Here is a 14,556-nt window from a genome sequence, read left to right on the forward strand (position 1 = left end):
GGTTAAGCGCTTACCGGAAGTTCTGTGGCTAAAGCATTAATCCAATCTTCAAATAAAGCTTTTTCTATTTTAATTACTTCAGCGGCATGGTTTTCCCAGTCAGGTGAAAAGCTAACCAGTTGGTTAATCATTTCCTCTAAATGCCCTTCTTCTTCCAAAATAATCGACTTTACGTTTACCTTGCTTTTTGCATCATCTAAAACTGCCTGATAAATTGGATACAATTCATCTGCACGGACTTCAATAGCATAGGTAACAAATAAATAAGCTGCGAATTTCAAATCATAACCTGAAAGATTAAATACCGCTTTCAAATAACGACAAACGGCAATATCCAAAGCATGTAAATAGTATTTGGTATGATTTGCCGATAATAACTCGGCATTGCTATAAGTTTTACAAAGCGACTCGTCAACCTTCGAAATCTGCTTTTTTAAGTAGTAGGCATGACGGTGTTCTTCAGCAGCATGTTTCAGGATAATCAGGTTTACGTTTTCCTTGTGTTCTGATGCAGAAATCTTCTTCGCACCTGCATTTTCCATATAAGACAAGGTATTTAACCATTTGGCATGCAACACGTTATCTGAAACTATCGATTTTAAATTTGACGCTAACATTATTGAGTGTTAAATTGTTTAATTATTGGCATTTAACCAACTAAAAACTGTTGAATAAGAACTGCAACTGATTAAATTTCCCTGTTCAGATCCCAACTTTCTAAATAATCAGCAACCCTCCGAACAAACATTCCTCCTAATGAACCATCTACAACCCTGTGGTCATAGGATAATGACAAGAACATCATATGCCTGATTGCAATCACGTCACCATGTTCGGTTTCCAAAACAGCAGGTTTCTTTTTAATGGCACCTACTGCCAGGATAGCTACCTGAGGTTGGTTAATAATTGGCGTACCCATTACGTTTCCGAAACTACCTACGTTCGTTAATGTAAAAGTACCCCCTTGTGTTTCGTCGGGCTTTAATTTCGAATTTCTTGCTCTTGAAGCTAAATCATTAACAGCTTTTGTTAAGCCGACTAAATTTAGCTGATCGGCATTTTTAATTACAGGAACAATTAGGTTTCCACTGGGTAAAGCCGCGGCCATGCCGATATTGATGTTTCCTTTTTTGGTGATCTGAGTTCCATTAACCGAAACGTTGATCATCGGGAAATCTTTTATCGCTTTGGCAACTGCCTCTACAAATATCGGGGTAAACGTTATTTTTTCATTTTCGCGCTTCTCGAAACTGTTTTTTACCTTATTGCGCCATAAAACCATATTCGTCACATCTGCTTCTACAAACGAAGTTACGTGTGGCGAAGTACTTTTGCTCATTACCATATGATCGGCAATCAACTTTCGCATTCTATCCATCTCAATAACTTCATCTGCACCATTAATACTTGTTGTAGAAGGTTTACTGGCAACTGGAGCCTGTGTGGATGGCTCAGTTTGATGTGCTACAACTTCTTCAACTTGCGGAGCAGGTGGCGTTAATATTACTGTAGCCTTTTTTACGGCCTTGCCATTTTTTCCGGCAATATAATCCAGTAAATCATCTTTATTTAAACGGCCATCCACGCCTGAACCTTTAATGGCATCCAACTCAGCTAATGAAATATTTTCCTGAGCTGCAATACTCTTCACTAAAGGAGAATAAAAACGATCAGATGAGCTGAAATCAGTGGTTGTTACGGAATTATTATGATCAGGTAATTGTTCAATTCCGGGAATAGATGCTGTATTTTCTTCTGCCACCGGCGTTTCTACAACCGGTGATTCGATTGTAGGCACATTGCTATCTTCAGTTTCAATAATGGCGATTACATCACCTACCTGGGCAACTTCATCTGCAGCAAATAATTGTTTTACCAATTTACCCGCAACCGGAGATGGAACCTCAGAATCTACCTTATCTGTAGCGATTTCCAAAATGGTATCATCCAAATCAATAACATCACCTGGTTGTTTTACCCATTTAATCACCGTTGCTTCTGCAACACTTTCACCCATTTTTGGTAACAATAGTTCGTATTGAGCCATATTAAATTACAGTATTTTATATTGGTAACGCTACAAAAATACGGTTTTTATTCTTTCTAAACTGTTTCTTTAAGGACATTTAATAACATCGCAAAAGCTGAAGCAGCAGAACGTTCTATGTTTTGAATCCGTTTACTACTGAAATTAAACACCTTAGCTACCGTTTTGTGTTTTGAAGAAACTGCAATCCATACAGTGCCAACCGGTTTTTCAACTGTACCGCCATCCGGGCCTGCAATACCACTAACCGCGATTGCATAATCCGTTTTGAAATGTTTAATTGCCCCCTCCGCCATTTCCGTTACGGTCTGCTCGCTTACGGCTCCAAAAGTGCTTAAGGTACTTTCTTTTACCCCCAGAATAGATTCTTTAAGTTCGTAGGCATATGCTACTGCCCCGCCCCAATAAACAGATGAAGAGCCGGGATGTTGTGTAATCAAATGTGCAATATAACCGCCGGTACAACTTTCTGCTGTAGATAAGGTCATACCTTTACTTTTCATCAGGTCCAGAATCGCCTTTTCCATTGGGATATCCTCATCCGTTACCACAAACTTGCTCACTTTTGAAATGATCTGTCTGACATAGGTCTCAACCTCTTTATTCAATTCTGATTCATTATTACCTTTGGCCGATAAGCGTAAGCGAACCTGTCCTAATTTTGGCAGATATGCCAGTTTGATATGTGCGGGTAAGTTGTTTTCGATTTCCTCAATCTCTTTGGCCAGAAATGATTCTCCGATATTTGCGGTGAGGATGGTTTTATGTACAATAGAAGGCAGCTTAAATCTGTTTGTAATTCTGGGAAGGATCTCGTCATCCATCAGGTACATCATTTCATAAGGTACCCCCGGCATTGATACAAAAATGGTATTGTTTTGCTCAAACCACATACAAGGTGCAGTACCATTTTTGTTGACAATAACTTCACAACCATCAGGAACATCGGCTTGCTGTATATTGATATCCAATAGCGGACGCTTGTATTTTTCGAAAATCTGACGAACCATATCCAATGCAGCGGCATCATTACGGAAACCCATATTAAAATACTTTGCCAAAGTTTTTTTGGTAATATCATCTTTTGTTGGTCCGAGGCCACCCGTAATTAAAACCAGATCTGCACGTTTTTCAGCGAGTTCGAGCGCTTCTAAAATATGCTGTTCATCATCAGAAACTGAGGTAATCTGCTTCACGGAAACCCCAATTAAATTTAACTGTTTAGCCATCCACGCAGAATTGGTATCAACGATCTGGCCAATGAGTATCTCATCACCAATGGTAATAATTTCGGCTAGCATAAATTTATCGGTATGTATTGTAAAAACCCTGTCTTTTGCTCAATTTTAAATCCTGCAATATCGATGCCTTTACTTTTATGGTAACGGAATAACTTTTATAAGCACCGTACGGAACCCAGTTTACGCTCATATCCCAGCAATGTAGATCGCGGTAAATGGCCAAATTCATCGGGGTTAAACCATTGTTCTTAAAATCATAGCCTGAATTAAAGGTAATCTTCCATTTAGGTGTTAAGTTAACGTCACCATTAAAGTTTAATGTATTCGAAACTGTATTGGTGTTTCCATCATTTGAATATTGAAAACTGTAAGAAAATGAGAAATTCCAGGGAATGTTAAAATCAACAAATGCATTCGGGTCACGGCTTATGGCCGCCAATTGTTCAGACTGTATATCAGTCAATCCTTTTTTGTTAGCTGCCGCACCTAATTTATCATTAGCCTCATTTTTACGTTTTAACGCCTCCGGATTCAAGCTGTAATCGAATGAGAAACCAAAACTGGTCAAACGTGGCAGGAACTGATTTCTTTGAAAAAATAAGCGGTCTTCTCTGATTTTAATCGTTTGTCCATTTACGGTCGTATCTTTTAAAGCATATGGGTCCAAGGTTCCGTTATAATTGATACCCAATTTATCGGTAAACTGCGATCGGCCACTAAAACCAATGGTAGATAATTTATAAGATGGGGCCAGGAAATTATATGAGCCACTAAAACTCAATCCCTGGATGATGGGAATCTTTTTTGAGCCTGTTCCGGTAGTATCGTTCTTATTTCTCACCTTTAATTCTACCGTATTATCCAGTCCAAACCCAATAGATGCATTGGGTCCGCCAAAAGAACCTGGCTGTGCCATGCCATCAAAAATAGAATATTTTAAAGGTTGTCCACTGTTATAAATTTGATTTCCATTCTGATCTATTGCTGGTCTGAAAGGTCCGGCACCGGCTTTGGTAAAATCCGGAGAATAAGAGAAAGAAACATTCGGAGTCATTACATGCCGCAACGCCTGGATTTTACCTGCAGGATTAAAATCTCTTCTACCATATATTTTAGTAGACATACTTGTTGACAAGCTGTAACTGCCAGCTCGTTTAAAACCACTAACAGTATCTTCCCTGAAAGTAAAGGTATTATCGGCATAACTGGTATATCTTCTACTTACACTCTGAAAATTCCAAACTTCGTTATAAGTACCTCCCAGACTAAAGTTCAAGTATTTTAGGGCCGTAAAAGACATGTTTAAAGGGATACTGTGCGCAAAACCACTTCTCAGACGTTTTAAACCATCATTCTGAAACAGTAAACTGTCAAAAGTATCAATACGGTTTGTTCCCTGTAAACTGTAGCCCACTGTAATTTTTTGATACCATTTTTGTTCGCCAACAGCATTTTTAGAACTAAAAGGATTAAATGTAGGTACGTTAAATGTCATTTCGGGCAACCTAAGCGATATTGCCCTTGTACTTAAAGTTTGGTCACTTGACGCAGCCAAAGAGAAATTCATACCGTTTGTATAGGCCTTCGCATAACTGATACTACTACTTGTTGAGTTGGTAGCAATGGTATTAATATCATAAGTAGTACCGGCTGCAGTATTTCTGTAATATCCCTTTCTTCCGGTTGATACCAATCTTACACTGGCGCTAAATGTTGTACCCGGATTGGCATTGGCATTTTGGCTGTGGCTCCAGTTAATGCTGAAGTTTTTAGTCGGATTGTTAAAAGCCTCGGTGCCTTCCAAACCATCTTTAAAACTGGCGTAAGCCAAATTGATATTACCGTTAAATTTATATCTTTTGGTGTAATTACTCAGCAAACTGGTTTCATAAGAACCATTGGTATAAATCGAACCTAAAAGTTTGGCATCCCAATAATCGTTCAATCCGAGATAATAACCACCGTTTTGCAAGAAAAATCCCCTTGTCGCATCTTCTCCTGGTGTAGGCAGAATCACACCTGATGTTCGTTTATTCGGTTTTGGAAAAAATGCAAATGGTAGCCCCAGAAAAGTAGGAACATCTTCAATTATCATGTAAACCGGCCCAGTAATAATCTGTTTTTCTGTTACCACCCCTTTAGAAATCATTAATCCAAAATGAGGATGAGGAAGATTACAGGTGCTATACATCACATTTTTAACGTGAAGCTCGTCGTCTATCTGCTTTTTACTTTGTCCGCCAGAGAAAAAGCCTCCTTCCTGTTCAGAAAAAACGCCATATACTTTGGCCCGGGTTGTTTCTGAATTGTAAAAAATAGAATCTGCTATGGCCGTACCTTCGGCACCTGACTTAAAGATCGGTTTCCCGGTATATCTTCCGGTTTTTGGATCTTTAACACCACGCGCATAAATAGAATTTTGCTTTTTGTCGTATTTGATATATGCCGCATCCAGCTCAAAATCACCATAAACCACTCTGGCATTTCCGTATAAATAAACAATGCTTTTATCGGCACTCATTTTAACCGAATCTTCTGCTTTGTATTCTACTTTCTGGTCGATACTGCTATTATTTTTCCCTGTTTTTTTAACAGAATCCTTTTTAGTGGTATCTTGTTGAACGATCTGTTGCAATGAAAAATGAGAAAATGCGTTAGCTTTACCAACAGCATGTGTTAATAAAATGACAGATATTAGTAAAATAGAACTCTTGAGGGGTTTCAAATTCGTATTTGAATGTTATTTTTGCACAAATGTTTAATCAAAAACGTTCAAAATTAGTGAAAAATATACCATTGATGTATCTTAAATCCATTTTAACCATTATTATTTATTTAGCGCTATCAAATTTGATTGATAATCAGGTATTTGCACAGGGATACAAAATCAAAACAATTGTGATTGATGCTGGTCATGGTGGTAAAGACGGTGCAACCCATGGTGTATATTCGAAGGAAAAAGATGTGGCACTTAAAACCGCATTAAACCTTGGCCGTGCACTTCAGGATAGCTTGAAAGATATCAAAGTTATCTATACCCGTGAAACGGATGTTTTTATTCCTTTGTACGAGCGGATCAATATTGCAAACAACGCAAAAGCCGATTTATTTATTTCCATCCACTTAAATGATATGCCGGTCAGGGTATCGAGAGTGGTAGATTATTATAAAAAAGTAAGGGGCAGAAAAGTACCTGTTTACCGAACTATTACTTCTAAAAGTACCTCAACCAGGGGAACAGAAACTTTTGTGTCTGGAACAGGCCGGTTGGGAGAGCAGGATGAAGTGATCAAAAGGGAAAATGCATCCATGTTTCTGGAAGAAAATTACCAGAAAAATTACGAAGGATTTATTGCCAACACTCCTGAAAGTGACATTATGTTATCCTTAATGAAACAAACCAATAGAGAGAGGAGTTTAAAGTTTGCTTCATTGCTTCAGCAAGAATATGTGAATGCCGGCCGTATTAACAGAGGAGTACAAGAGAAGAGCCTAGCAGTACTGGCCCGTGCAGCAATGCCTGCGGTATTAACAGAAATAGGTTTCGTCAGTAATCCTGAAGAAGAAGACTACATGAACTCTCCTGAAGGACAGAATGAAATTGTAAGTGGAATTGTCAGAGCAATCAAAAATTATAAACGTATAGCCGAAACGTCATTTTAACATCCTGCATGCATGAAGATTAAACTTCTGATTACCATCATCTTATTTTCGTTACTGGCTGTTGAAAAAGTGCCTGCTCAGGGATACAAAATCAAAACAATTGTTATTGATCCGGGCCATGGCGGTAGAAAACCTGGAGCATCAGGCAGTTTTTCGAAAGAAAAAGATATTGCATTAAAAGTTGCACTAAAATTAGGTGTTTTACTGAATGAGGAAATGCCGGAAATTAAAGTAATTTTTACGCGTAAAACAGATATAGATGTTGATTTATACAAACGTGCGGAAATAGCCAATGACGCTAATGCAGATCTTTTTATATCCATCCATTGTAATTCTATGCCGCCAGGTAACAAGCATATTAAAGGAGTGGAAACCTTGGTTGCAGGATCTCATCGGTTAAAGGAACAAGATGCAGCCATTAGGGAAAATGCCGATATTAAATTGGAGAAAAACTATAAAAGTAAGTATGATGGCTATGATCCGGGTAACCCAAGCAGTTTTATTCTTTTATCGCTGTTGAAAAATACCTTTCGGGACAAAAGCATTAAATTTGCCAAATTAATACAGAACAGTTATATCAAACGGGACGAACGACTGAGCCGTGGTGTTAAAGAACAGGGGGTTTTGGTATTGCAACGCTGTGGTATGCCAGCTGTTTTAACAGAGGTAGGATTTATCTCAAATACCGAAGAAGAAAAATATATTAACTCACAAAATGGACAGAATGAGATTGCCAGTTCTATTTTGGAAGCTATAAAAACGTATAAAAAAAATATTGAGGTGAAATAACTGGCATTATAAATGATAGTTATTTTAACTTTGGAAAAATATAAAACAGATACCAAACAAATAGTGCTGCCTTGGTGTATTTATAAGGTTTAGCACCATAAAAATATTTACGCTCTTACAAGTGGAGAAAAATACTTCAACACTTGTAACCATTAAATAAAACACTCATGAAGATTAAGAACGAAACCAAAGTAGGTATTTTAGCTGCATTTGCCATTGCTTTATTAATAATTGGATATAATTTTTTAAAAGGAAATTCAATTTTTTCAAGTGAAACCACATTATATGCGAAATATACAAGAGTTGATGGTTTAACAGTATCAAAACCAGTCCTTATTAATGGCTACCAGATAGGCCGTGTGGCCAAACTGGATTTGCAGGGAGATGGTAGTATTATTGCGACCTTGAGTATAAACAGTAAATATGACATCCCGGAAAATAGTATTGCCCGGTTAGAAGGCACAGATCTGTTAGGTAGCAAGGCCATTGTCATGTCGTTAGGGAATTCAAAAAAAATGGCCGAAGATGGATACACCTTAAATGCCAATGTTGAAAAGGGTTTATTGGAACAAGTGCAGCCGGTTCAAAAGAAAGCCGAATTAATTATCGGAAAAATGGATTCTATTCTAAGCAGTGTAAATTCTATCCTGAATCCCAACTTTCAGAAAAATGTTGACAAAAGCTTTAACAGTATAGCGGGTACACTAGCCTCGTTAGAAACAACCTCCAAAAAAGTGGATGGTTTAGTTGGTTCTGAAAGCGCTCGCATTGAAGCCATCTTTAAAAATGTAGAAGGTATTACGGCTAACTTAAATAACAATAATCAAAAAATCAGCGACATATTGACCAATATTAATACTGTTACCGATAAGTTTGCTGCAGCCAACTTTAAACAGACTTTGGATAATGCAAACAATGCGATTGCTGATTTACAAAGTGTAATTTCCGGAATTAAAAGTGGAAAAGGCAGTTTAGGATTATTATTAAACGATGATAAAATGTATCAGAATTTAAATAATGCTTCAAAAAATCTTGATGAACTAATGATTGATTTAAAAGCTAACCCTAAGCGTTATGTTCACTTCTCTGTATTTGGTGGTGGCAATAAAAAAGACAAGTAATTTAATTTTATCATTCAGAAAGCCTTGCAGTATAAATTGCAAGGCTTTTTTTGTGAATTGATATGCTGTTTTATACCAGAAGCAAAAACGTAAAGAAAATGAATATTTACTCTTTTACCACAGAGGCCACCAAGAATAAACAAAGAGGAAACTAAAGCTGTTAGTAGAATACTTTTTAACCGCAAAGCGGAAGGAAAGGCAGCAGAGATCGCTAAATGGCAATTAAATAGACGACACAAAATGAATATAACCACCTGCTCATCTTTGTGTATGCTGTGTATTTTCCCTATTCTCTCGGTGGTTAAACCGAAAAATTGTATCAATCTATTTGCAAATATTTTTTATTTTTTTTTAACACAGCGTGCACAAGAATAAACAAAGAAGAGATATGGAAATGGACTGTTAAGCCGTCTTCCTGAACGCAGTGAAGGATCTTAGGAAGGCTAATCTTACAACTGAAAAGTTCTGCCTTCAACTGCCAGCTCGGTATTTTCAAAAACCGATTGGGCTTCTTCGAAAAGCATTTGCAAAGTTTTATAGCGCGAAGAAAAATGTCCGATGATTAATTTCCTGGCTCCGGTAATTTTAGCTACCTCTCCGGCCTGCAAAGCCGTGGTATGATGTGTTTCTTTAGCTCGTTCCAATAAATCGTGCATAAAGGTAGCTTCGTGGTATAAGGTATCGCAGTCTTTTATGGTGGCAAAATAACTTTCATCAAAAAGTGTATCTGAACAATAGGCATAACAACGCGGTGCATCTGCTTCTGTAGTATAATCTTTGCTGCGTAAAATATCGCCATTTGGCAGTTCTACATCAATACCTTTTTTTAAGGCTGAATAATAAGCCATCGGTACCTCCTCACTCTTCTCCTTTATCAGCTTACGCTGACGTTTCTTTTGTCGAAATATAAAGCCAGTAGTTGGGATGCGGTGGTTTAAAATGATTGTTTTAACGGTCAGATCGCTATTCTCGAATATCTGGGTGGATTGATCGGCTTCAATTGGGAAAAATTCAATCGGATACCGCAACACCGTATCGGAGTATTTGAACTGAATTTCTAAAATCTCTAACAATGGTTTCGGTCCAAAAATCTGTATTGGTTTTATACGTCCATTTAAATGCAAACTCGATAACAATCCGATTAAACCAAAGTAATGATCGCCATGTAAGTGACTGATGAAAATGTAATCGATACGGGCTGCTTTAAGATTATATTTAGCCAGTTGTTGTTGTGTACCTTCGCCACAATCGATCAGGTAATATTTTTCATTACAATTTAAAAGCTGTGCAGAAGGATTCCTGTTAAATACAGGTGTTGCAGAACTGCTTCCTAAAATTGTAACTTCAAATTTCATCATGATAAGATATAAAAAGCCCCGTAGATTTTTTAGAAACTACGAGGCCAGAATGTATTTAATATTTTGTTATTTAGCGCCTCTAAACTCTTTCTCCAGCTCCTCCATAAAAATAAAATCAGTAGCTTCATCTATTGTATTAACAAACATTACAGATTGAAATATGTTTGATAATTCGATAATCGACGCCAGCTCATCATTGATTCCGGTTACAATAAATAATCCGCCTGCTGATTTGCACAACCTGTCGCCAACCAGTAAGCAGCTTAAATCCTGTGCATCATTACATTCATTAACAGAACTTAAATCAACAACTATATTTTTAAACCCCTCTGCATTAAGCAAGTAGAATTCTGCTTTCAGGCCTGGTGCATTATCATTTGTAAACTTATGTTCTTCTAACTTTAAGGTTACATATTTATCATGTTTGTCTACTGAAAATTTCATCTCTCTCTTATCTTTATTTTGCTAATGTATAAATTTCTTTCGATTTAAAGTGTTTCTAAAGCCTTTAAAACGTTAGATTCAATACGGCTGGAAATGGCATCAGCATCAGCTTTTATAAAGGTTTCGCCTACAATTTTTTCATACAGTTCGATATAACGCTCTGAAATAGAATTTACAATTTCAGGGGTCATTTCAGGCACTAACTGGCCATCTTTGCCTTGAAAACCATTTTCAATTAACCATTTACGCACAAATTCTTTTGACAGCTGCTTTTGCGGTTCATGATTATCCTGACGCTCCTGATATCCTTCAGCATAAAAATAACGGGATGAATCAGGCGTATGGATTTCATCAATCAGATAGATTACACCGTCAGCCTTGCCAAATTCATACTTCGTATCTACTAAAATCAATCCGCTTTTAGCTGCAATCTCAGTTCCACGTTGGTAAAGGGCATATGTATATTGTTGTAATAGCTCATAATCCGCCAAAGAAACAATTCCTTTTGCCAATATATCTTCTTTCGAAATATCTTCATCATGGCCAACAGCTGCTTTAGTGGTAGGCGTAATAATAGGCTGGGGCAGTTTATCATTTTCTTTTAGTCCATCAGGCAAGGAAACGCCACATACGGAACGTTTACCTGCACTGTATTCGCGCCACGCATGACCGGCCAGATACCCCCTAATTACCATTTCAACCTTAAATGGTTCACAAATCCGACCAATAGTTACCATTGGATCTGGCACCGATAAAACCCAATTTGGCACAATATCCTGTGTAGCCGCCAAAAACTTAGCTGCAATCTGATTCAAAACCTGTCCTTTAAAAGGAATAGCCTCTGGTAATACCACATCAAATGCGGAAATACGATCTGATACTACCATTACCATAAACTGATCGGCTATGGTGTACACGTCGCGAACTTTACCCTTGTAAAAGTTGCTCTGATTGGGAAAATTAAAATGGGTTTCTTTAAGTGCTTTCATGAGGCCGTAAAAATAGGAAAAAAGTCGGAAAGTCTTTAGTCTATCGTCCCCAGTCAATTTTGACTCGCGACTACACACCCCCGACTTTGGACTAACTATTGAATATCGCCGTAGGCTTTCAGAATATCTTTTACCAGTTTATGTCTTACAACATCTTCTCCACTTAAATAAATGATGTCTATTCCTTTAATATCTTCTAAAATCCTTAGGCCATTAAACAAACCCGACATCTGTTTTTTAGGTAAATCCACCTGGGTAACATCACCGGTAACAATGAATTTAGCGGTTGGCCCCATACGGGTTAAAAACATTTTCAATTGCATATCGGTTGCGTTTTGCGCCTCATCCAGTATCACAAAACAATTATCTAGCGTACGCCCGCGCATAAATGCCAAAGGCGCAATTTCTATCGTACGGTTTTCGATGTAAAATTTCAATTTCTCTGCCGGAATCATATCATCCAGCGCATCATAAAGCGGGCGTAAATAAGGATCGATTTTTTCCTTTAAATCGCCCGGTAAAAAACCAAGGTTCTCTCCTGCTTCAACCGCAGGTCTGGTTAAAATAATACGCTTAATTTCTTTATTTTTCAATGCTCTAACCGCTAAGGCTACCGCAGTATAGGTTTTTCCGGTACCGGCCGGACCAATAGCGAATAGAATATCATTTTTAGCAATACTATTAACCATTTTGCGTTGATTTGCCGTCCTGGCCTTAACCAGCAGGCCGTTCGTACCAAAAACAATTACTTCACCGCCCCCACCTGCCGATTGTTCTGCATCTTTTTTTACAACACCTGAAGCCTTAGCGCCCAGTATGTTTTCCACGTCATTATTGCTTAGCGAGCTATATTTTTCCAGGTGTGCAATCAGTTGGTTAAATTTCTCTTCAAAAGCCTTAAGTTCCTGTTCATCACCAAGAACCTTCACATCACTACCTCTCGCCACCAGTTTTAACTTCGCGAAAGCACCTTTAATCATTTCGTAGTTCTCATTGTTCGCCCCCCAAAAGTGAGCAGGATTTACGCTATCCAGGGTTAATTTTAATTCGTTCAAACTGTAGTATTTTAAAAAGTTATCGGGGTATATTAATTAAAATTTGAATATTTGCAGACGCTTAGGCCTGTACACAAGAATAAGCAATAATAATGAATTTTTAATGGGGATAATTACTTTAACAACAGATTTAGGTTCAAAAGATTTTTACCAGAGTGCCCTTAAAGGTAGTTTGTTGAGTCTTATGGCTAATGTTAATTTAGTTGATATTACCCATGAGGTACCTTCATTCAACATTTCGTACGCCGCCTTCGTTTTAAAAAATGCTTATCCTTACTTTCCGAAAAATACCGTGCACCTCATCGGTATAGATTCGGTATACAGCGAAAACACCAAATACATTGCGGTAAAACACCGTGATCACTTCTTTGTAGGTGCTGATAATGGTATCTTCTCCCTCCTCTTTGACGACGCTCCTGACGATGTGGTAGAATTGAATATCATGCAGGACCTGAAATATCTACACTTCCCCTTGGTTGATATTTTCGTTAAGGCAGCAACGCATCTGGCAAAAGGCGGCAAACTGAAAGACATTGGTTTGCCTGTAGCTGAAATTGAGCAAAAAATGCTTCTACATCCTGTTATCGAACCAGATATGATTCGCGGCAGTGTGGTGTATATTGACACTTTCTGCAATGTAATTACGAATATTACCAAAGATCTGTTTACCAAAATACAGAAAAACAGGGACTTTACCTTGTACTTCAGAAAAAGTGAAACGATTACGCAGTTAAGCTGGCATTACAATGAGGTGCAGGAAGGTGAAAAACTCTGCCTGTTCGGAATTAGTAACCATCTGGAAATTGCCATCAATAAAGGTAAGGCAAGCGGCTTGTTGGGATTACATCTCGGTGATATTGTGAGGGTGGAGTTTCATTCTTAACCAGGTTAAGGAAGAGCAGACCAAAGCCAGATCTGGCAAATGATAAAATGATTGTTATGCTGAATTTATTTTATCGGCAGTTTTCACCTTTTCAAAAGCCTAATCGCTACTTCCTGTGGACAGCATCTATCTGAAAAAGACGCTGAAATAATTGGATAGCTATCGGATCAGCGTGACGGGATAAAATAAAACAACTGCTATCCTTTTCGCGTTTATAGCACATGAAGAAATATGTTTATCTGCTTTCAGTGATCTTGTTTAGTTTTAATGCTTTTGCACAACAGGATTCTGCAGCTTATGCCGCGCAACGGGTTAAAGTAAATACTTTACTTCAGGAGCGAAGTACAAAATTTGGTCAATATGATGAAAGTTTAACACAGCGATCGGGTATTTTTGGCTGGCAAACCAAAAAAGATATTAAAAATTCAAATGAAATTCTCCGTCAGGTGGTATTGACAGATAATAACATTTTTAAAGAATTGAAGATTTTAATGAATTATAAAGATCTTCAAAATCAGCAGAAAATAGCCATTGCAGATCATTCCCAGGAACGCATTGAAGCTTATATGGCTACCATTAAAAAATTACAGGATCAGAATGCGCAGCTAAAAGAGGATTTGGAGAAAAAGAATAAAAGTAGCTTATCAACCTATATTATTGCATTTTTGATTCTGGGGATGGCCGGCGGCTTTTATTTCTTTAATAAAAAACTACAACGATATAAAAGGTATGAAAAAAGCACTGTTTAAAACGCTTGTTAAAATTAACAATGCCATTTTGCCCAGTTTATATAAGAAAGACCCCAATAAGTTAAGCACATGGCAAAAGGCAATTTTGGGTTATCGTTATTGGGTGCTCACGAATGCATTAGATTAAAAAAGACCAATCCGGGATTGGTCTTTTTATAAGCTCGTCATTTCAGCATCCTTTCTGAGAGACCCTGAACCAAGTTCAGGTTGACGACCA

14 protein-coding genes are annotated in these 14,556 nt (G+C 37.7%); 6 read left to right on the forward strand and 8 right to left on the reverse strand.

Translation table 11 applies throughout. From position 1 onward, the window contains the following. Window positions 1-2: 2 nt before the first annotated feature. From ACK1I8_RS09250 to ACK1I8_RS09265, 4 genes are all read right to left on the reverse strand, one after another. Window positions 3-617 (reverse strand): hypothetical protein, encoded by a 615-nt coding sequence (locus tag ACK1I8_RS09250; protein ID WP_412469045.1) that lies wholly within the window; start codon window positions 615-617, stop codon window positions 3-5. Window positions 618-688: 71 nt separating this feature from the next. Continuing rightward, entirely contained in the window at window positions 689-2,047 is a 1,359-nt protein-coding gene (locus ACK1I8_RS09255; protein ID WP_412469046.1) for a dihydrolipoamide acetyltransferase family protein, read from the reverse strand. 56 nt (window positions 2,048-2,103) lie between these two features. Further along, complete coding sequence (locus tag ACK1I8_RS09260; protein ID WP_412469047.1) at window positions 2,104-3,348, reverse strand: competence/damage-inducible protein A; 1,245 nt, start codon at window positions 3,346-3,348, stop codon at window positions 2,104-2,106. Window positions 3,349-3,352: 4 nt separating this feature from the next. Then, window positions 3,353-6,013 carry a putative LPS assembly protein LptD gene (locus tag ACK1I8_RS09265; RefSeq protein WP_412469048.1) on the reverse strand — a complete coding sequence of 887 codons (2,661 nt, stop codon included), beginning with the start codon at window positions 6,011-6,013 and terminating at the stop codon, window positions 3,353-3,355. A 74-nt stretch (window positions 6,014-6,087) separates the two neighbouring features. Between ACK1I8_RS09265 and ACK1I8_RS09270 the strand changes: the two genes are divergently transcribed. The 3 genes from ACK1I8_RS09270 to ACK1I8_RS09280 all read left to right on the forward strand — a co-directional run bounded on the left by ACK1I8_RS09270 (window position 6,088) and on the right by ACK1I8_RS09280 (window position 8,861). Beyond that, on the forward strand, window positions 6,088-6,951 hold the full coding sequence (locus tag ACK1I8_RS09270) for an N-acetylmuramoyl-L-alanine amidase family protein (protein ID WP_412469362.1): 864 nt from the start codon (window positions 6,088-6,090) through the stop codon (window positions 6,949-6,951). A gap of 12 nt (window positions 6,952-6,963) precedes the next feature. Further along, window positions 6,964-7,740 (forward strand): N-acetylmuramoyl-L-alanine amidase family protein, encoded by a 777-nt coding sequence (locus tag ACK1I8_RS09275; protein ID WP_412469049.1) that lies wholly within the window; start codon window positions 6,964-6,966, stop codon window positions 7,738-7,740. A 167-nt stretch (window positions 7,741-7,907) separates the two neighbouring features. Beyond that, entirely contained in the window at window positions 7,908-8,861 is a 954-nt protein-coding gene (locus ACK1I8_RS09280; RefSeq protein ID WP_412469050.1) for an MlaD family protein, read from the forward strand. Between the two features lie 449 nt (window positions 8,862-9,310). Here the strand turns inward: ACK1I8_RS09280 and ACK1I8_RS09285 are convergent, their stop codons facing one another. The 4 genes from ACK1I8_RS09285 to ACK1I8_RS09300 all read right to left on the reverse strand — a co-directional run bounded on the left by ACK1I8_RS09285 (window position 9,311) and on the right by ACK1I8_RS09300 (window position 12,707). Then, window positions 9,311-10,216, reverse strand: coding sequence for a ribonuclease Z (locus ACK1I8_RS09285; RefSeq protein WP_412469363.1), 906 nt, complete (start codon window positions 10,214-10,216; stop codon window positions 9,311-9,313). Between the two features lie 69 nt (window positions 10,217-10,285). Further along, window positions 10,286-10,663, reverse strand: a complete 378-nt coding sequence (locus ACK1I8_RS09290) for an STAS domain-containing protein (RefSeq protein ID WP_412469051.1) — start codon at window positions 10,661-10,663, stop codon at window positions 10,286-10,288. Between the two features lie 44 nt (window positions 10,664-10,707). Continuing rightward, entirely contained in the window at window positions 10,708-11,652 is a 945-nt protein-coding gene (locus ACK1I8_RS09295) for a phosphoribosylaminoimidazolesuccinocarboxamide synthase (RefSeq protein WP_412469052.1), read from the reverse strand. 95 nt (window positions 11,653-11,747) lie between these two features. Beyond that, on the reverse strand, window positions 11,748-12,707 hold the full coding sequence (locus ACK1I8_RS09300) for a PhoH family protein (RefSeq protein ID WP_412469053.1): 960 nt from the start codon (window positions 12,705-12,707) through the stop codon (window positions 11,748-11,750). Between the two features lie 103 nt (window positions 12,708-12,810). On the opposite strand from ACK1I8_RS09300, the gene ACK1I8_RS09305 reads away from it, so the two are divergent. From ACK1I8_RS09305 to ACK1I8_RS09315, 3 genes are all read left to right on the forward strand, one after another. Beyond that, complete coding sequence (locus tag ACK1I8_RS09305; RefSeq protein ID WP_412469364.1) at window positions 12,811-13,590, forward strand: S-adenosyl-l-methionine hydroxide adenosyltransferase family protein; 780 nt, start codon at window positions 12,811-12,813, stop codon at window positions 13,588-13,590. A 221-nt stretch (window positions 13,591-13,811) separates the two neighbouring features. Then, window positions 13,812-14,339 carry a hypothetical protein gene (locus tag ACK1I8_RS09310; protein ID WP_412469054.1) on the forward strand — a complete coding sequence of 176 codons (528 nt, stop codon included), beginning with the start codon at window positions 13,812-13,814 and terminating at the stop codon, window positions 14,337-14,339. Further along, window positions 14,320-14,466 (forward strand): hypothetical protein, encoded by a 147-nt coding sequence (locus ACK1I8_RS09315; RefSeq protein WP_412469055.1) that lies wholly within the window; start codon window positions 14,320-14,322, stop codon window positions 14,464-14,466. The genes ACK1I8_RS09310 and ACK1I8_RS09315 overlap by 20 nt, the downstream gene beginning before the upstream one ends. The last annotated feature ends 90 nt before the right edge of the window (window positions 14,467-14,556 follow it).

The sequence above is a fragment of the Pedobacter sp. KLB.chiD genome (genome assembly GCF_047040275.1).
In the GTDB taxonomy this organism is placed as follows: Bacteria; Bacteroidota; Bacteroidia; order Sphingobacteriales; family Sphingobacteriaceae; genus Pedobacter.